This window comes from Hafnia alvei, assembly GCF_900095695.1.
GTDB classification, from domain to species: domain Bacteria; phylum Pseudomonadota; class Gammaproteobacteria; order Enterobacterales; family Enterobacteriaceae; genus Hafnia; species Hafnia alvei_B.
Genome location: NZ_FMIQ01000001.1, coordinates 1 through 19711, shown reverse-complemented (window position 1 = coordinate 19711; position 19711 = coordinate 1). Strand labels below are relative to the sequence as shown.

At 48.4% G+C, this 19711-nt stretch carries 14 protein-coding genes and 4 tRNA genes; 2 read left to right on the top strand and 16 right to left on the bottom strand.

Annotation, left to right across the window (positions count from 1 at the left end; genetic code table 11):
* Positions 1-131: 131 nt before the first annotated feature.
* From rpoC to BN1044_RS00035, 13 genes are all read right to left on the bottom strand, one after another.
* A complete protein-coding gene (gene rpoC, locus BN1044_RS00095; RefSeq protein ID WP_072307036.1) occupies positions 132-4352 on the bottom strand; it encodes a DNA-directed RNA polymerase subunit beta' in 4221 nt (1406 codons plus the stop codon).
* A gap of 142 nt (positions 4353-4494) precedes the next feature.
* Complete coding sequence (rpoB, locus tag BN1044_RS00090) at positions 4495-8523, bottom strand: DNA-directed RNA polymerase subunit beta (RefSeq protein ID WP_072307035.1); 4029 nt, start codon at positions 8521-8523, stop codon at positions 4495-4497.
* A 328-nt stretch (positions 8524-8851) separates the two neighbouring features.
* Entirely contained in the window at positions 8852-9217 is a 366-nt protein-coding gene (gene rplL / locus BN1044_RS00085; protein WP_025802785.1) for a 50S ribosomal protein L7/L12, read from the bottom strand.
* Positions 9218-9283: 66 nt separating this feature from the next.
* Positions 9284-9781: a 50S ribosomal protein L10 gene (rplJ, locus tag BN1044_RS00080; protein WP_025802783.1), complete on the bottom strand. Its 498-nt coding sequence runs from the start codon at positions 9779-9781 to the stop codon at positions 9284-9286.
* 316 nt (positions 9782-10097) lie between these two features.
* Positions 10098-10802, bottom strand: a complete 705-nt coding sequence (rplA, locus tag BN1044_RS00075; RefSeq protein WP_025802781.1) for a 50S ribosomal protein L1 — start codon at positions 10800-10802, stop codon at positions 10098-10100.
* 3 nt (positions 10803-10805) lie between these two features.
* Positions 10806-11234: a 50S ribosomal protein L11 gene (gene rplK, locus BN1044_RS00070; protein ID WP_004089458.1), complete on the bottom strand. Its 429-nt coding sequence runs from the start codon at positions 11232-11234 to the stop codon at positions 10806-10808.
* Positions 11235-11407: 173 nt separating this feature from the next.
* The gene (gene nusG, locus BN1044_RS00065) at positions 11408-11953 is read right to left on the bottom strand and encodes a transcription termination/antitermination protein NusG (RefSeq protein WP_025802777.1); all 546 of its coding nucleotides are present in this window, start codon (positions 11951-11953) and stop codon (positions 11408-11410) included.
* 1 nt (position 11954) lies between these two features.
* Positions 11955-12338: a preprotein translocase subunit SecE gene (gene secE, locus BN1044_RS00060; RefSeq protein ID WP_025802775.1), complete on the bottom strand. Its 384-nt coding sequence runs from the start codon at positions 12336-12338 to the stop codon at positions 11955-11957.
* A 287-nt stretch (positions 12339-12625) separates the two neighbouring features.
* Positions 12626-13810 (bottom strand): elongation factor Tu, encoded by a 1185-nt coding sequence (tuf, locus tag BN1044_RS00055; RefSeq protein WP_072307034.1) that lies wholly within the window; start codon positions 13808-13810, stop codon positions 12626-12628.
* 116 nt (positions 13811-13926) lie between these two features.
* Positions 13927-14002 (bottom strand) — tRNA-Thr (locus BN1044_RS00050).
* A 6-nt stretch (positions 14003-14008) separates the two neighbouring features.
* Positions 14009-14083: transfer RNA gene (locus BN1044_RS00045), tRNA-Gly, on the bottom strand.
* Positions 14084-14207: 124 nt separating this feature from the next.
* A tRNA-Tyr gene (locus BN1044_RS00040) sits at positions 14208-14292 on the bottom strand.
* 22 nt (positions 14293-14314) lie between these two features.
* Positions 14315-14390, bottom strand: a tRNA-Thr gene (locus tag BN1044_RS00035).
* 373 nt (positions 14391-14763) lie between these two features.
* Here BN1044_RS00035 and BN1044_RS00025 point away from each other — a divergent pair.
* Both BN1044_RS00025 and coaA read left to right on the top strand, forming a co-directional pair.
* Complete coding sequence (locus BN1044_RS00025) at positions 14764-15306, top strand: GNAT family N-acetyltransferase (protein ID WP_072307032.1); 543 nt, start codon at positions 14764-14766, stop codon at positions 15304-15306.
* A gap of 223 nt (positions 15307-15529) precedes the next feature.
* Positions 15530-16477 (top strand): type I pantothenate kinase, encoded by a 948-nt coding sequence (gene coaA, locus BN1044_RS00020; RefSeq protein WP_025802684.1) that lies wholly within the window; start codon positions 15530-15532, stop codon positions 16475-16477.
* A 49-nt stretch (positions 16478-16526) separates the two neighbouring features.
* Here the strand turns inward: coaA and birA are convergent, their stop codons facing one another.
* The 3 genes from birA to BN1044_RS00005 all read right to left on the bottom strand — a co-directional run bounded on the left by birA (position 16527) and on the right by BN1044_RS00005 (position 19609).
* The gene (gene birA / locus BN1044_RS00015) at positions 16527-17486 is read right to left on the bottom strand and encodes a bifunctional biotin--[acetyl-CoA-carboxylase] ligase/biotin operon repressor BirA (RefSeq protein ID WP_072307031.1); all 960 of its coding nucleotides are present in this window, start codon (positions 17484-17486) and stop codon (positions 16527-16529) included.
* Complete coding sequence (murB, locus tag BN1044_RS00010; protein ID WP_072307030.1) at positions 17483-18520, bottom strand: UDP-N-acetylmuramate dehydrogenase; 1038 nt, start codon at positions 18518-18520, stop codon at positions 17483-17485. The genes birA and murB overlap by 4 nt, the downstream gene beginning before the upstream one ends.
* Positions 18521-18658: 138 nt before the next feature.
* Positions 18659-19609, bottom strand: coding sequence for a siderophore ABC transporter substrate-binding protein (locus tag BN1044_RS00005; protein ID WP_072307029.1), 951 nt, complete (start codon positions 19607-19609; stop codon positions 18659-18661).
* Between the last annotated feature and the right edge of the window lie 102 nt (positions 19610-19711).

Sequence of the window (19711 nt, the reverse complement as noted above, 5' to 3'; positions counted from 1 at the left end):
CTGCTGACCAAAACAGGCTAGCCGGGTCTCCGAAGCTCGGTTAGCCTGCCTCTTCTAAAGATACTTTCTAAATTTCAGACATAAAAAAACCGCTCCCGAAGGAGCGGTTTTTATTAGGCACGAATCAACGATTACTCGTCGTCGCCACGCATGCTTGCGTTCAGCAACTCTGCCAAGTTAGCAGTTGCTTCTTCCGCACTCACCTGTGGAGCAACAGGAGCTTCGCCCTGAGCTTTACGGCGAGCACGATCCTGATGATACGCGTAACCAGTACCAGCTGGGATCAGACGACCCACGATTACGTTTTCTTTCAGGCCGCGCAGTTCATCACGCTTACCAGCAACGGCAGCTTCGGTCAGAACGCGAGTCGTTTCCTGGAACGAAGCCGCAGAGATGAAGGACTCAGTCGCCAGGGAAGCTTTGGTGATACCCAGCAGGTCACGGCTGAATGTTGCCGCAATCTTGCCGTTCGCTTCCAACTCACGGTTCGCGATTTTAACGCGAGAGAACTCAACCTGTTCGCCTTCCAAGAACTCAGAGCTACCAGCGCTATCGATGGTTGCTTTACGCAGCATCTGACGCACGATGACTTCGATGTGTTTATCGTTAATCTTAACGCCTTGCAGACGGTAAACGTCCTGCACTTCGTTGGTGATGTAACGAGTCACAGCATGAACGCCACGCAGACGCAGAATGTCATGCGGAGATTCTGGACCATCGGAAACCACGTCACCACGTTCTACACGTTCGCCTTCGAACACGTTCAGCTGACGCCATTTCGGAATCATCTCTTCGTACGGTTCGCTACCATCCAGCGGAGTAATTACCAGACGACGTTTACCTTTGGTTTCTTTACCGAAGGAAATGACACCCGTAATTTCTGCCAAGATCGCAGGTTCTTTCGGACGACGTGCTTCGAACAGGTCAGCAACGCGTGGCAGACCACCGGTAATATCCTTGGTACCGCCGGATTCCTGAGGAATACGCGCCAAGGTGTCACCCGCATGGATCTGAGTACCATCTTCCAACTGAACGATCGCTTTACCTGGCAGGAAGTATTGAGCAGCCATATCGGTGCCTGGGATCAATACATCGTCGCCTTTAGCGTCAACGATTTTCAGTGCTGGACGCAGATCTTTACCGCTACCGGTACGCTCTGCAGAATCCAGAACAACCAGAGAAGACAAACCGGTCAGTTCGTCGGTCTGGCGGGTAATGGTCTGAGTATCGATGATGTCAGTGAAACGGATGAAACCGCTAACTTCTGAAACAACCGGCATGGTATGCGGGTCCCAGTTAGCTACAGTTTCGCCGCCGTTGACTTCAGCGCCATCGCCTTTAGCCATAACAGAGCCGTAAGGCACTTTATAGCTTTCTTTAGTACGGCCGAATTCGTCGATCAGTTTCAGCTCGGTATTACGAGAGGTAATAACCAGCTTCTTATCGCTATTCAGAACGAACTTAGCGTTGTTCAGTTTCAGATGACCTTTGTTTTTCACCTGAATACTGGACTCTGCTGCCGCACGAGATGCCGCACCACCGATGTGGAACGTACGCATCGTCAGCTGTGTACCAGGTTCACCGATGGACTGTGCCGCGATAACCCCGATTGCCTCACCCTTGTTGATGATGTGGCCACGAGCCAAGTCACGACCGTAGCAGTGTGCACACACACCGAAGTCGGTTTCACAGCTAACAACGGAACGAACCTTGATGATGTCAACGGAGTGTTCTTCTAACAGATCACACCATTTTTCATTCAGCAGGGTGTTACGTGGAACCAGAATATCTGCGGTGCCTGGCTTCAGAACTTCTTCAGCCGTTACACGACCCAATACGCGATCGCGCAGTGGCTCTTTAACGTCACCACCTTCGATAACCGGAGTCATCACGATGCCGTTGTGGGTACCACAGTCATCTTCGATAACGACCAAGTCTTGCGCTACGTCTACCAGACGACGAGTCAGGTAACCGGAGTTCGCAGTTTTCAGTGCGGTATCCGCCAAGCCTTTACGAGCACCGTGAGTAGAGATGAAGTACTGGAGTACGTTCAGACCTTCACGGAAGTTCGCGGTGATTGGCGTTTCGATGATGGAGCCATCTGGCTTAGCCATCAGACCACGCATACCGGCCAGCTGACGAATCTGCGCAGCAGAACCACGAGCACCGGAGTCGGCCATCATAAAGATACTGTTGAAGGAAACCTGACGCTCTTCTTCACCCTTGCTGTTAATAACCAGCTCGGTAGACAGGTTTTCCATCATCGCTTTAGCAACACGTTCGTTGGCCGCAGCCCAAATATCGATGACTTTGTTGTAACGTTCGCCCGCGGTAACCAGACCAGACTGGAACTGTTCCTGAATCTCAGCAACTTCTGCTTCGGCTTCAGAAATGATTTCCACTTTCTTCTCTGGAATAACCATATCATCGATACCAACGGAAGCACCTGAACGCGCAGCGTAGGCAAAACCGGTGTACATGATTTGGTCAGCAAAGATAACGGTCGGTTTCAAGCCCAGAATGCGGTAACAAGTGTTCAGCATCTTGGAGATCGCTTTTTTACCCAGCGGCTGGTTAACGATGCTGTATGGCAGGCCCTGGGGCACAATCATCCACAGAATCGCACGACCAACGGTGGTGTCGATCAAACCGGTACTTGTTACCCATTCGCCTTCTGCATTTTTCTCGGTTTGCGTAATACGCACTTTAACGCGAGCATGCAGAGAAGCCAGACCAGCGCGATAAATACGCTCTGCTTCTTTAGGGCCACTCAGAACCATGCCTTCGCCTTTAGCGTTAACACAGTCACGAGTCATGTAATACAGACCCAATACAACGTCCTGAGAAGGAACGATGATTGGCTCGCCGTTCGCAGGTGACAGGATGTTGTTGGTAGACATCATCAACGCACGCGCTTCCAGCTGGGCTTCCAGCGTCAACGGTACGTGAACAGCCATCTGGTCACCATCGAAGTCGGCGTTATATGCCGCACAAACCAGCGGATGAAGCTGAATAGCTTTACCTTCGATCAGTAACGGTTCAAATGCCTGGATACCCAAACGGTGCAGTGTTGGTGCACGGTTCAGCATCACTGGGTGTTCGCGGATAACTTCGTCCAGGATATCCCAAACGACAGCTTCTTCGCGCTCAACCATTTTCTTCGCAGCTTTAATGGTGGTAGCAAGACCACGCAGTTCCAGCTTGCCGTAGATGAACGGCTTGAACAGCTCCAACGCCATTTTTTTAGGCAGACCGCACTGATGCAGACGCAGGTATGGACCTACGGTGATTACAGAACGACCGGAGTAGTCAACACGTTTACCCAACAGGTTCTGACGGAAACGACCCTGCTTACCTTTGATCATATCGGCCAAAGATTTCAGAGGACGTTTATTTGAACCGGTGATCGCACGGCCGCGACGACCGTTATCCAACAGGGCGTCAACCGCTTCCTGAAGCATACGTTTTTCGTTGCGTACGATGATGTCCGGCGCAGCCAGATCCAGCAGACGTTTCAGACGGTTGTTACGGTTAATGACGCGACGATACAGATCGTTCAGGTCAGAAGTTGCGAAACGACCACCGTCCAGCGGTACCAATGGACGCAGATCTGGCGGCAGAACCGGCAGAACTGTCAGGATCATCCACTCTGGTTTGTTACCAGACTGAACGAACGCTTCCAGCAGCTTGATACGCTTAGTCAGCTTTTTACGTTTGGTTTCGGAGTTGGTTTCGTTCAACTCTTCGCGCAGCTGTTCGCATTCCGCTTCCAGATCCATGTTTTTCAACAGACCTTGGATAGCTTCAGCACCCATCTTCGCGTCGAATTCGTCACCGAACTCTTCCAGAGCGTCCAGATACTGCTCTTCAGTCAGGATCTGACGACGTTCCAGATTGGTCATGCCGCCTTCAACAACGACATAAGACTCAAAATACAGAACGCGTTCAATATCACGCAGCGGCATGTCTAACAGCAAGCCGATACGGGATGGCAGTGATTTCAGGAACCAGATGTGTGCAGTCGGAGAAGCCAGTTCGATATGGCCCATACGCTCACGACGTACTTTAGTCTGAGTAACTTCAACACCACATTTTTCGCAGATAACACCGCGGTGTTTTAAACGCTTGTACTTACCGCACAGGCATTCGTAATCTTTTACCGGCCCAAAGATACGGGCGCAGAAAAGGCCGTCACGTTCTGGTTTGAACGTACGGTAGTTAATGGTTTCCGGCTTCTTAACTTCGCCGAAAGACCAAGAACGGATCATGTCTGGCGAGGCCAGAGCAATTTTGATCGCGTCAAACTCTTCGGTCTTAGTTTGAGCTTTCAGAAACTTCAGTAAGTCTTTCACGGATTGGCTCCTGTCGGAGTTAGACCTGTTGGGCACTCGGATACCACCCAAATGCCCCTGTGACCAGTGCAACCACTGACTAAGCGCCCTGCTTTCACAGGGCGCCTAGCGGCTGGTGTTACTTGCAATTCGAATGAACGAATTACTCGTCTTCCAGCTCAATGTTAATACCGAGCGAGCGGATTTCTTTCAACAATACGTTGAAGGATTCCGGCATGCCTGGTTCCATACGGTGGTCGCCATCCACGATGTTTTTGTACATCTTGGTACGGCCGTTTACATCGTCGGACTTGACGGTCAGCATTTCCTGCAGCGTGTAGGCAGCGCCATACGCTTCCAGTGCCCATACTTCCATCTCACCGAAGCGCTGACCACCGAACTGAGCTTTACCACCCAGCGGCTGCTGAGTAACCAAGCTGTAAGAACCGGTAGAACGCGCATGCATTTTGTCATCAACCAAGTGGTTCAGTTTCAGCATATACATGTAGCCGACAGTAACCTGACGCTCAAACTGCTCGCCGGTACGGCCATCAAACAGCGTGATCTGACCAGAGGTAGGAATGCCACCTAATGTCAGAAGCTCTTTGATTTCTTTCTCTTTCGCACCATCGAAGACTGGTGTTGCGATTGGCAGACCTTTTTTCAGGTTCTCAGCCAGACGCATAACTTCGTCATCGGTAAAGGTGTTCAGATCAACGGTCTGACGCGTGTTATCGCCCAGATCGTAGGCTTTCTGAATGAACTCACGAAGCTTGGTCACTTCCTGCTGCTGCTTCAGCATGGCGTTAATTTTCTCACCAATACCTTTTGCAGCCATACCCAAGTGGGTTTCCAGGATCTGACCGATGTTCATACGTGATGGTACGCCCAGCGGGTTCAGTACGATGTCAACCGGAGTACCGTTTTCATCGTAAGGCATATCTTCGATCGGGTTGATCTTAGAGATAACACCCTTGTTACCGTGGCGGCCTGCCATCTTGTCACCAGGCTGGATCTGACGTTTAACCGCCAGATAAACCTTAACAATTTTCAGTACGCCTGGAGCCAGATCGTCGCCCTGAGTGATCTTACGACGCTTAGCATCCAGTTTCTTCTCGAAATCAGATTTCAGTTCGTCGTACTGCTCAGCCAACTGTTCGAGCTGGTTCTGTTTAGCTTCATCAGCCAGACCCAGTTCTAACCAGCGGTCGCGTGGCAGCTTAGCCAATTTCTCAGCTTCAACACCACCAGATACCAGCACGTCATGGATACGGGCAAACAAGCCAGCTTCCAAGATCTGCAGTTCTTCAGTCAGGTCTTTCTTAGCCTGCTTCAGCTGCATCTCTTCGATTTCAAGCGCACGTTTGTCTTTTTCTACGCCGTCGCGAGTAAAGACCTGTACGTCGATAACGGTACCAGAAACGCTGTTTGGAACGCGCAGAGAAGAATCTTTAACATCAGATGCTTTCTCACCGAAGATAGCGCGCAGTAGTTTCTCTTCTGGAGTCAGCTGAGTTTCGCCTTTAGGCGTTACTTTACCAACCAGAATGTCACCACCTTTCACTTCTGCACCGATATAAACGATACCGGATTCATCCAGTTTGGAGAGCGCAGCTTCACCCACGTTAGGGATGTCAGCGGTGATCTCTTCAGGCCCCAGTTTGGTGTCACGAGACACACAAGCCAGTTCCTGGATGTGGATAGAAGTGAAGCGATCTTCCTGTACAACACGCTCAGACACCAAGATGGAGTCTTCGAAGTTGTAACCGTTCCATGGCATGAATGCCACGCGCATGTTCTGACCCAGAGCCAATTCACCCAGATCGGTAGACGGGCCGTCAGCCAGCACGTCGCCACGTTCAATTGGTTCGCCCAGATTGACACACGGCATCTGGCTGATGCAGGTGTTCTGGTTAGAACGGGTGTATTTGGTCAGGTTATAAATATCAATGCCTGCTTCGCCCGGGTACATCTCATCTTCGTTAACTTTGATAACGATACGAGAAGCATCCACGTACTGGATCACACCACCACGTTTAGCAACAGCGGTAACACCGGAGTCAACGGCTACAGCACGTTCCATACCAGTACCAACCAGCGGCTTATCAGCACGCAGAGTTGGAACGGCCTGACGTTGCATGTTCGCACCCATCAATGCACGGTTGGCGTCATCGTGTTCCAAGAACGGGATCAGGGAAGCACCGACAGAAACCACCTGCTGGGTAGAAACGTCCATGTAGTCAACCTGATCGCGGCTGAACAAGCTTGATTCGCCTTTGCTACGGCAAGTAACCAGATCTTCTACAAAGCGGCCTTCGTCGTCCAAGTTGGAGTTCGCCTGAGCGATGACGTAGTTGCCTTCTTCAATAGCAGACAGGTAATGAATCTCATCAGTTACAATTCCATCACGAACGCGGCGGTATGGAGTTTCCAAGAAGCCGTATTCGTTAGTCTGTGCATAAACAGACAGGGAGTTGATCAGACCGATGTTTGGACCTTCAGGCGTTTCGATTGGACATACACGACCGTAGTGAGTCGGATGAACGTCTCGAACTTCAAAGCCTGCGCGCTCACGAGTCAAACCACCTGGGCCCAACGCGGAGATACGACGCTTATGCGTAATTTCTGACAGCGGGTTGTTTTGGTCCATGAACTGAGACAGCTGGCTGGAACCAAAGAACTCTTTAACGGCTGCAGAAATTGGCTTGGCGTTGATCATGTCCTGAGGCATCAGCATATCGAGGTCGCCCAGAGACAGACGCTCTTTAACTGCACGCTCAACACGTACCAGACCCACACGGAACTGGTTCTCAGCCATTTCGCCCACGGAACGGATACGACGGTTACCCAAGTGGTCGATATCGTCCACTTCGCCTTTACCGTTACGGATATCGATGAGTTTACGCATCACTTCAATGATGTCGTCTTTGCTCAGGATACCGGAGCCTTCAATCTCTTCACGCAGCAGAGAACGGTTGAACTTCATACGACCAACCGCAGACAGATCATAGCGGTCTTCGGAGAAGAACAGGTTCTCGAACAGGTTTTCAGCTGCTTCGCGTGTTGGTGGCTCACCAGGACGCATCATGCGATAGATTTCAACCAGCGCGCTTAAGCGGTCGCTAGTTGGATCGACGCGAATGGTCTCAGAAATATAAGCACCGTGATCCAAGTCATTGGTGAACAGCGTTTCGATACGCTTGTAACCCGCTTGGCTCAGCTTAGCCAGCAGATCCAGTGACAGCTCCATGTTGGCTGCACAGATCAGCTCACCGGTATTTTCGTCGATGAAATCTTTAGCGACGACTTTACCAGCAATGTACTCAACTGGAACTTCGATCAGCGTAATGCCGTCTTTTTCCAATTGGCGAATGTGGCGTGCGGTAATACGGCGGCCTTTTTCAACATAGACCTTGCCGTCAGCTTCGATATCGAAGGACGCAGTTTCGCCACGCAGACGTTCTGGAACTAGCTCCATCTGCAGTTTATTGTCACGAATCTCGAAGACAACTTTGTCGAAGAACAGGTCAAGGATCTGTTCAGTCGTAAAGTTCAATGCGCGCAGAATAATGGTCGCAGGTAATTTACGGCGACGGTCAATACGCACAAACAGGTTGTCTTTCGGATCGAATTCGAAATCTAACCATGAACCACGGTAAGGGATGATACGTGCGTTATACAGCACTTTACCCGATGAATGGGTTTTACCCTTATCGCTGTCAAAGAACACGCCTGGGCTACGGTGTAACTGAGATACGATTACGCGCTCAGTACCGTTGATAACGAAGGTACCGTTATCAGTCATGAGTGGAATTTCACCCATGTAGACTTCTTGTTCTTTGATGTCTTTAACGGTGCCTTCCGGCGCCTCACGCTCGTAAATCACCAGACGCAGTTTAACGCGCAGCGGAGCGGAGTAAGTTACGCCACGGATCTGGCATTCTTTAACATCGAATACCGGCTCACCGAGACGATAGCTGACATACTGCAGCTCGGAATTACCACTGTAACTCTGGATTGGGAATACGGAACGGAATGCTGCTTCCAGGCCGTGCTGCCCTTCCGGATCTTGCTCGATAAATTTCTGGAACGAGTCAAGCTGGATAGAAAGGAGATAAGGTATGTCCAAAACTTGTGGACGCTTACCAAAATCCTTACGAATACGTTTTTTCTCGGTATAGGAGTAAACCATAGGGTTCCTCAGCTCGCTGATCAGTGACCCACTCTGTCCGTCCTAGTAGGACAGTTCATGCAACACCATTTTGTGACCGAAAGGCAGAAACACCTTTCGCAATACTTGTTTCTATCACTCTTAAACCATTTCGTTACGCTTTACTTCGGAACTCCCAAAGTGGAAAGCCGCAATATATTAAGTCGAAGATAGAAACAAGTATTGAGGGAATACTAGTGGCCAAACAGTGTGAAATACCACGAGCATCCTTTACAGCGCAAAAAGGCTGGTGACCAAAAAGTCACCAGCCATCAGCCTAATTGCTTAGGCTGCTACCAAAAGAGTTGGCTTATTTAACTTCAACTTCAGCGCCAGCTTCTTCCAGAGATTTTTTCAGGCCTTCAGCGTCATCTTTGCTAACGCCTTCTTTCAGTGTAGCTGGTGCAGATTCAACCAGATCTTTAGCTTCTTTCAAGCCCAGACCAGTTGCGCCACGTACAGCTTTGATCACTGCAACTTTGTTAGCGCCAACAGCTTTCAGAATAACGTCAAATTCAGTTTTTTCTTCAGCAGCTTCAGCTGGACCCGCAGCAACAGCTACAGCTGCAGCAGCAGAAACACCAAACTTCTCTTCCATCATGGAGATCAGTTCAACAACGTCCATTACAGACATTTCGGAAACTGCATTCAAGATATCGTCTTTAGAGATAGACATAAAAATTGTTCCTAAAATTCAGAAATAGATTATACGTAAGCAAACGCGTTAGAAAAGAAAGGCTGATTAAGCAGCTTCTTTCTGATCGCGCAGAGCAGCGAGAGTGCGAACCAATTTGCCTGCAGAGGCTTCTTTCATGGCTGCCATCAGGCGTGCGATTGCTTCTTCGTAAGTTGGCAGAGTTGCCAGGCGGTCGATCTGAGCCGCTGGAATCAACTCACCTTCAAAGGCTGCAGCTTTAACCTCAAATTTTGCATTCGCTTTCGCGAAATCTTTGAACAGACGAGCAGCTGCGCCCGGGTGTTCCATAGAAAATGCAACTAAGGTTGGACCAACAAACGTGTCTTTCAGGCATTCGAATGGAGTGCCTTCAACGATGCGACGCATCAAGGTGTTGCGAACAACACGCATGTAAACGCCAGCTTCACGACCTGCTTTACGCAGTTCAGTCATCTTATCTACTGTTACGCCACGAGAGTCAGCAATAACAGCAGAGTGCGCGCCTTTGGCTACTTCGATGACTTCAGCAACAATCGCTTGTTTGTCTTGAAGATTTAATGCCATTAGCTTTAGCTCCTGGATTTTGGCCGGGGAGGATTCCCCGGAACTCACATCACCTAAAACCGAAAACGGTCTAGGCGTTAAATACGGTGAGCAGAATCCAGTAATCAAAAGATTTTTTAGGTTCTGTCACCGTCTACGCAGGACGATTAAGCATCTTTCGATGCACCTGCGGTCTTGGACGGAGGTCTGGATAAGGCCAGACTCCAACCGAAAATTCGTTCGCTTTATATTCATTAAAGAATGCGCGGGCGTCAGATTTTATACAAATCTCGCGCCCGCGTAAAGCGAAAACGCAATTAGCTATTCTCTGAGAGAATTAGTTAGCTACTGCGGTCAGGCTACCCTGTTCGATTGCTACGCCAGCACCCATGGTGGTGGACAGGCTGATTTTCTTGATGAAAACGCCTTTAGCAGTCGCAGGTTTAGCTTTCTTCAGAGCAACCAGCAGAGCTTCCAAGTTTTCTTTCAACTGGTTAGAGTCGAAATCAACTTTGCCGATGGTGCTGTGAATGATGCCGTTTTTGTCGTTACGATAACGAACCTGACCTGCTTTAGCATTCTTAACTGCTTCAGCAACGTTAGGAGTTACAGTACCAACTTTAGGGTTTGGCATCAGGCCACGTGGACCCAGAACCTGACCCAACTGGCCAACAACGCGCATTGCATCTGGAGATGCGATAACAACGTCGAAGTTCATTTCGCCTTTTTTGATCTGGTCAGCCAGATCTTCCATACCTACCAGTTCTGCGCCTGCAGCTTTAGCAGCTTCAGCGTTCGCACCCTGAGCAAATACAGCAACGCGTACTGAACGACCGGTGCCGTGTGGCAGAACGGTAGCACCACGTACGTTTTGGTCAGATTTACGAGCATCGATGCCAAGGTTGACAGCAACGTCAACGCTTTCAACGAATTTAGCAGTGGCCAGCTCTTTTAACAGAGCAACGGCTTCGGTGATGTCATATTGTTTAGTAACATCAACTTTGTCACGGATCACGCGCATGCGCTTGGTCAGCTTAGCCATTTCTTAGTCCTCCACTACCAGGCCCATGGAACGAGCAGTACCTTCGATGGAGCGAATCATCGCTTCAACGTCAGAACCAGTCATGTCCGCAGCTTTGGTTTCTGCGATTTCACGAACCTGAGCACTCGTTACTTTACCTACTTTGTCTTTGTTCGGCTTGCCAGAACCAGACTTGATACCAGCTGCTTTCTTCAGCAGTACTGCTGCTGGAGGCGTTTTGGTAACGAAGGTGAAAGAACGGTCAGAATAAACGGTAATAACAACAGGGATCGGCAGACCTTTTTCAATGCTGTCAGTCTTAGCATTGAACGCCTTACAGAATTCCATGATGTTAACGCCTTGCTGACCCAGAGCTGGACCAACTGGCGGACTTGGGTTTGCCATACCGGCTGCAACTTGCAGCTTAACGTAGGCTTGTACTTTCTTGGCCATGGTAAATATCCTCGATTGGGTGATAACGCCTCAAAAAGGCTCCCCGTTATTTGCAAAACGTTTACACGCGATACATCCGAAAATGTGGTGCGCATAAAAACAAAAGGCGCGAAATTGTAGTTCAATTTCGCGCCTCTGGCAATCAGCAATCATAGCGATCGCTTAATTTTTTATCAGCCTTTTTCTACCTGGCTAAAGTCTAGCTCTACTGGGGTCGCACGACCAAAGATAGAAACAGAAACTTTCAGGCGGCTTTTTTCGTAGTCAACTTCTTCAACCACACCGTTAAAGTCGGCAAATGGACCATCGCTGACGCGAACCATTTCGCCTGGCTCGAACAGAGTTTTCGGACGAGGCTTATCACCAACCTGCTGCAGACGGTTCATGATAGCATCAACTTCTTTGTCACTGATTGGCGCTGGACGATCAGAAGTTCCGCCGATGAAGCCCATCACACGCGGCACGCTACGCACTAAGTGCCAGCTGGCATCTTCCATTACCATCTGAACTAACACGTAACCAGGGAAAAATTTACGTTCGCTTTTGCGACGTTGCCCGCCACGGATTTCGACAACTTCTTCTGTCGGAACCATGACTTCACCGAACAACTCTTCCATGTTGTGCAGTTTAATGTGCTCGCGCAGCGATTGGGCTACACGGCCTTCAAAACCGGAAAACGCCTGAACGACGTACCAACGCTTTTTAGGGGCTTCAGACATCTTAGAACCTCAGGCCAGTAATAAACGAAACTAAACGGACCAGAATACCATCCAGTCCCCACAGAATCAGTGACATGACGGCGGTGACCGCAGCCACGATCAATGTTGTGTGCAACGTTTCCTGACGCGTTGGCCAGATGACCTTGCGCATTTCGGTACGCGCTTCACGGGCAAATGCCACGGTAGCCTTACCTTGAGTTGTCAATAATGCTACGGCACCAGCAATTGCGATAATCACGACTACAGCCATCGCGCGCAGTGGCAGACTCACATCACGGTAAAGGAAGTTACCTACGATGGCCACGATCAGCAGCACGGCGACAACCAGCCATTTTAGCGCTTGTAGGCCGCGCCCGCTCCCTTGAGCATCGGTATTCGCACTCATAAACCAACCTGTCACTAGATTGTGAAAAACAACTTCGCCCCGCAACGCGAGGCAAACCAAACCGAATGGGTATCTTACAAGAAACAAACGCGATAAGCGCGGTTACCTCTTCAAAGAAAGAGCGAGATCAGATAAATGATCCGCTATTCGGCACGATACGCCGTACTATCAGAGCCCATCTCACCTGTAATTATGACGCTAAAACTACTGATGAGATAGGTTCTAGTATCACTAGCGTAGAAAAAGGGCATCAAATGATGCCCTTTTATCGCGTGTCGCGTCAAATCTTATTCGATGACTTTAGCAACAACACCTGCACCAACGGTACGGCCACCTTCGCGGATTGCGAAACGCAGACCATCATCCATTGCGATTGGGTGGATCAGGTTAACAATCATCTGAATGTTATCACCTGGCATTACCATTTCTACGCCTTCTGGCAGTTCGATGGTACCGGTCACGTCAGTTGTACGGAAGTAGAACTGTGGACGGTAGCCTTTGAAGAACGGAGTATGACGGCCGCCTTCATCTTTGCTCAGAATATAAACTTCTGACTCGAACTTGGTGTGTGGCTTGATGGTACCTGGTTTAGCCAGAACCTGACCACGTTCGATGTCTTCACGCTTGATACCACGCAGCAGAACACCAACGTTCTCGCCTGCACGACCTTCGTCCAGCAGTTTACGGAACATTTCAACGCCGGTACAAGTTGATTTAACAGTATCTTTGATACCAACGATCTCAACTTCTTCACCAACTTTAACAATACCGCGCTCTACACGACCGGTAACAACAGTACCACGGCCAGAGATAGAGAATACGTCTTCGATTGGCAGCAGGAATGGCTTGTCGATAGCACGTTCTGGTTCTGGGATGTAAGAATCCAGAGTTTCAGCCAGTTCTACGATCTTAGCTTCCCACTCAGCTTCGCCTTCCAGCGCTTTCAGAGCAGAACCACGGATGATTGGAGTATCATCACCTGGGAAGTCGTACTGAGACAGAAGTTCACGAACTTCCATTTCTACCAGTTCCAGCAGCTCCTCATCATCAACCATGTCGCATTTATTCAGGAACACGATGATGTAAGGAACGCCAACCTGACGACCCAACAGGATGTGCTCACGAGTCTGAGGCATAGGGCCGTCAGTCGCAGCAACAACCAGAATAGCGCCGTCCATCTGTGCAGCACCGGTGATCATGTTTTTAACGTAGTCAGCATGCCCTGGGCAGTCAACGTGCGCGTAGTGACGTGACGGGGTGTCATATTCAACGTGAGAAGTGTTGATGGTGATACCACGAGCTTTTTCTTCTGGCGCGTTATCGATCTGGTCGAATGCACGTGCAGAACCACCGTAGGTTTTAGCCAGAACGGTAGTGATTGCAGCGGTCAGCGTTGTTTTACCATGGTCAACGTGGCCGATAGTACCGACGTTAACGTGCGGTTTTGTACGTTCAAACTTTTCTTTAGACATCGATTGTCCCTCTAAGACACGGATAAATCGGTGATATCACCACATCAACCAAGCAAATGATTTGTATGCACTAGCTGAATATTTTACAGAATGAAATCAGAGGAGGAGAAAAGAAGTGGTGCTGATACCCAGAGTCGAACTGGGGACCTCACCCTTACCAAGGGTGCGCTCTACCAACTGAGCCATATCAGCAATACTTGGAGCGGGCAGCGGGAATCGAACCCGCATCATCAGCTTGGAAGGCTGAGGTAATAGCCATTATACGATGCCCGCATCCTAGAACTCGGCTACCTGATTGTTCTGTAGAGTTTTGTATCGATGAAGTGAGATCTTCACTGATACATTTTGAGATGTAGGATTAAACCACACCTCAGGCCCTATCTCTAAGGCGAATAAATGGTGGTGGGGGAAGGATTCGAACCTTCGAAGTCTGAGACGGCAGATTTACAGTCTGCTCCCTTTGGCCGCTCGGGAACCCCACCACTTGGTGTTGCTTTTACTTGATGGTGCCGGCTACCGGAATCGAACTGGTGACCTACTGATTACAAGTCAGTTGCTCTACCAACTGAGCTAAGCCGGCATCAAGTGGGTCGCATTCTAGGTAGTGTTCGTGCTCTATGCAACAAAAAAATTCAACTTTGCGCACCTTCGGTCAGAAAACAGTCAAAAACGTCTTTTAGACTGTTCAATTGCTCATTAATTAGCAAGATTTTAGTCCCTGCAGGCCGCTTCGCATCATTCAACATCTCGTGTTTCACAGCCACGGCAGCGTGATCAAAAACAAAGGTTTTGATCACAGTCACACTTTTCTGGTGCATTCATTTTATGGCTTCTGCACCAATGCAAAGCAAAAGCTACACTTATTAGGCTGACTCCCCCACGTAATGAGCAGATCTGCGTCTTGGCCTGCTCTTTGCTTATACCAAGTCATGAAACGTTTGGAGGAATCATCTATGAAGATTGTGCTGATTAACGATACTACTTTGCCAGTATACCGCAGCGAACTTGCTCTGCTTCTAACGGATGCGGTCGCTAACGGTGCCTCTTTAGGGTATGACACGCAGATTGATCATTATGACGCTGAATGCTACTTCCATAGCCTGCGGCCCCTGATTGCCAAAGGAGAGCTGTTATTGTGGATAGCCCGTGATGAGCATCGTGTGATTGGTACAGTGCAGCTTTCTCTTTGCCAGAAGCCTAATGGTCGCAACCGGGCTGAAATTCAAAAACTCATGGTCCACAGCAGCGCACGCCGCTTAGGGGTTGCGCACCAGCTGATTGTCACGCTTGAAAAGTCAGCTATGCAGGCACATCGAGGCTTACTCTATTTAGATACTCAAGCGGGATCGGCAGCTGAAGCTTTCTATCGAACCGAAGGTTATCGGTGCATGGGGGAGATCCCTGACTATGCCTGCACCCCCGACGGTCAATATCACCCTACTGCTATCTACTACAAACGCCTCTTCGCCGTTGCCCAACCGGCAAAAGCCAGCTAAGTTCTCCTAGCGGTGGCACATTTATTTTTAGCCTCCGCTTTTTTCCTTTCTTACATTCCTCTCATCTCTTGATTGCATTACAACCATTACGTAGATTGAGTCAAAGTTTTAAAAAAAAACACTGCGACAATAACGAAGCTGATTATAATGTGCAGCTCGTTATCCATCTGGAGTTGGCGTCTGTCGCCGTTCCCGACCCGCGCTAACAGGCAGAATTGGGCATATGAAGAAAGATCAATCTTTGGCGACACCGTATCTACAGTTTAGTCGCCAACAATGGGCTGCGCTGCGTAACTCCGTTCCATTAACGCTGACGGAAGAACAAATTGCTAATCTAAAGGGTATTAACGAAGATCTTTCGTTAGAAGAAGTTGCTCAAATCTATCTGCCACTTTCTCGCCTACTTAATTTCTATTTCAGCTCAAACGTTCGCCGCCAAGCCGTTCTCGAACAGTTTTTAGGCACTAATGGCCCGCGCATCCCTTATATCATTGGGATTGCCGGTAGCGTAGCCGTTGGGAAAAGCACTACGGCTCGCGTATTACAGGCGCTATTGAGCCGTTGGCCAGAGCACCGTAAAGTTGAACTACTGACAACCGATGGTTTCCTGCATCCTAATAAAGTGCTGCAAGAACGCGGTTTGATGAAGAAAAAAGGATTCCCACAATCGTACGATATTCAAAATCTCGTGCGCTTTGTTTCTGAGATTAAATCCGGAGCTCCACGAGTCACCGCTCCGCAATATTCTCATTTGATCTACGATATTATTCCGGACAGCTGCAAGGTCATTGAGCAGCCGGATATACTTATTTTAGAAGGATTGAATGTTCTGCAAAGCGGCATGGATTATCCACACGATCCACACCGTGTTTTCGTGTCTGACTTCGTAGATTTCTCAATTTATGTAGATGCGCCAGAAGATTTACTACAAGGCTGGTATATCAATCGATTCTTGAAATTCCGCCAAGGTGCATTTTCCAATCCAGACTCATACTTCCATCACTACTCTCAGTTACCAGAATCAGAAGCTGTTGAAATAGCGACAAATCTATGGAAAGAAATCAATGGATTGAACTTAACACAGAACATCCTTCCGACCCGTGAACGCGCTAGCCTGATCATGACTAAGGGTGGAAATCACGCCGTTGAAAGCGTGCGTCTGCGTAAATAATCCATTGAGATTTGCTAGAAAGAGGGCATCATTTCTGATGCCCTCTTGGTTATGCACCACGCAGTGAAATCTCACCACCGATGAATGGCGTCACTTCACCTTCTCGGTCTAGAAGCAGCGCTCCCTGAGCGTCGATACCTCGAGCAATCCCGTAAATTTTTTGCTCACCAATCAGAAGATTAACTGGACGGTCAATAAAATTATCAAGCTCACGCCAGCGCTCGACAAAAGGAGCCAAACCACGTGTTTCAAAATCAATCAAAGTATCACGCAGTCGCTTCAATAAACGGGCAACTAATTCGTTGCGATTGATTCTAACGCCAGCCTCCTGAAGATTAATCCACTGTTGATTAACTATCGAAGTATCAGGAGAACGCATAGATAAGTTGATGCCAGCGCCAATAACAATATTCGCAGCATCACCGGTTTTCCCTGTCAATTCGACGAGGATACCCGCTAACTTCTTATCATTGAGATAAAGATCGTTTGGCCACTTCACCTTCACATCTGGAGCACCAAGCTCTCGCAACACTTCAGCCATCACGATCCCAATCACCAAACTTAAGCCCATCGCCGCCGCAGGGCCTTGTTCTAAACGCCAGAACATTGAGAGGTAAAGGTTAGCACCAAAAGGTGAAAACCAGTGTCGACCACGACGACCACGACCCGCTTGCTGATATTCAGCGACACATGCATCACCAGAGCGCAGTTCGTGTATACGATCGAGTAGATACTGGTTAGTGGAGTCAACCACGGGGAGTACCGTTACGCCACCTTCGGGTAGCTGTTTTGTAATCTCTTGCTCATCAAGCAGCTGCATCGGCGATGGTAGGCTGTAACCTTTACCTGGAACCGTGAAAACATCGATTCCCCAATCACGGATTGTCTGGATATGCTTATTGACGCCCGCTCGGCTCATTCCCATCAGCTCACCAAGGTATTCCCCTGAATGAAACTCACCATCAGAGAGAATATTGATTAAGCGTAAGGGAACGCTGATATCTTTCATGACAAAACCTCAACCGCATTAACTTCACCAGTAGCCGATATAAAACGAACCTCAGGTTCTAGCCACACATCAAATTTCTCTGCTACCCTGTTGCGTACAGCTTGCGCTAGCATAGCAACGTCAGCACTCGTAGCATGATCTTTATTAATTAAAACCAATGCCTGCTTCTGATGTACCGCGGCTCCACCAACCTGAAACCCTTTAAGGTCACAGCGGTCGATAAGCCAACCAGCAGCAAGCTTCATATCACCCGATGCTTGTGGGTACATAGGGGCATCAGGGAATATCGCTTTAATCTGCGCTGCAACGGCTGCCGTCACGACCGGGTTTTTGAAGAAACTACCCGCATTACCCGTTTCATGTGGATCAGGCAGTTTTGTCTTTCGCATATGGCAAACTGAATCAAAGACCTGCTTCGGCGTTACCGTTTCACGAGGCAGCAGGGTTAAATCACCATAGTTCAATACTGGCTGCCACCGCTTCTCTAGACGGACACCTACAGCGATAATCGCGTAGCCATCGCGGTAGTTGTGCTTGAAAATACTTTCCCGATAGCCAAAGTGACATTCATCAGCGGTTAAACGAAAGACTTCATTCGTGCGTAAATTCAATACATCGACGTAATCACAAACTCTTTGGAATTCGATCCCATAAGCGCCAATATTTTGAATGGGTGCAGAGCCCGCGCATCCAGGGATCAACGCAAGGTTTTCAAGACCAGACATGCCCTGTTCCAGTGAATATTTCACCAGCTCATGCCAATTCTCTCCCGCCCCCACATGAAGTCGCCAGCTATCACGGTCTTCCGTAATAGTGATACCTTTAATACGATTCAGTAGTATGGTTCCAGAAAAATCCTCTAGAAATAATACGTTACTGCCCTCACCCAAGATCAAAACAGGATCATGTCGATCGACTGCTATGCGCCAGAATTCCGCTAAAGAATCCGGTGATGTGGCAACAATAATATCTTTGGCTTTGGCGTTAATTCCAAATGTAGTGAATTTGGTAAGCGATGCACGGCTATTAGACATGAAACAAGGATCTCATCCTGACTAAACTACGCTTAGTCTAACCGATCCTTCTTTGAATTTTTGGATAAATAGATGTGTAGCCAGAAGAGAATAAAAGTGGCGGCATTATCTTATACCGCCGTTAATTGCACCTCAGCGCTAAAGTGCGTTTGCTACCTCAGTTAATTGTGCTGCTGTACTCTTTAAACCTGCCCCCGATAAATACCAAAGATCAGGCGTCAGATAAACGATCTTTCCATTTTTAAAGGCCGATGTAGAACGCAGATTGTCATCTTCAAATTTTGCTTTATCCAACGGTGTTGTGCCAATAGCCGCGCTGCGGTCCACAATGAAAATAATATCCGGATTTGTCTGAGCGATGTCGTGCGTTGTTAACGGCACGCGCTTCTTATTACTATTATCTGATTTTGGCAGGGTAACCTTTGCCGGTTTCATCCCTAATACATCAAAAACAATAGGTTGGTGAGTCACGCCAAAATTGCCATTGTTATGTATCAACGTTAAAGCAGTAAGATTCTCCGGCGCTTTATCAGACTTTATAGACGCTATTTGATGAGATAAAGCCTCGATATAGCGAGCAACGTCATCTTTTTTATCAAATATCTGGCCTAATAATTCCGCATTTGTCTTCACGGATGAAAAATATGTATTCTGATCAGTAGCTAAACTAATCGTTGGCGCGATAGCGGAAAGCGCCTCATATGAATTGCCTTGACGGCCTGTGATAATAATCAAATCAGGCTGTAACAGTGCAATCGCATTTAAATCAGGGTCTTTCATTCCCCCAACTTCAGTGATTGAAGATGATACTTTACCTTTTATATAGCTAGGTATTGATTTTGGCAAACCAACGACGTGGCTTGTCAGCCCTAGCTCTTCCAGTGAATCATAGGTACCAAAATCAAACAGAATCACACGTTGTGGGTTCTTATGGATTTGAGTGACGCCAGCAGCGTGTGTAATGCTCAATGTGTCTGCTGTCGATGCAGTTACATGAGCGACCACAGTCTTTGTCAGCTCTTTTGCTACTGAACAATAACTGGTAAACGACAAAATAGAGGAAATAATAGCCAGAGAAATATTTTTCATAATGCGCATCCAAGCGGAAATAAGAGATTCGCATTCTAGATAGAGCAGGAAATATGTCAATGCAATTGATAATTAATATCAATAATAACTAGGCATTTATTC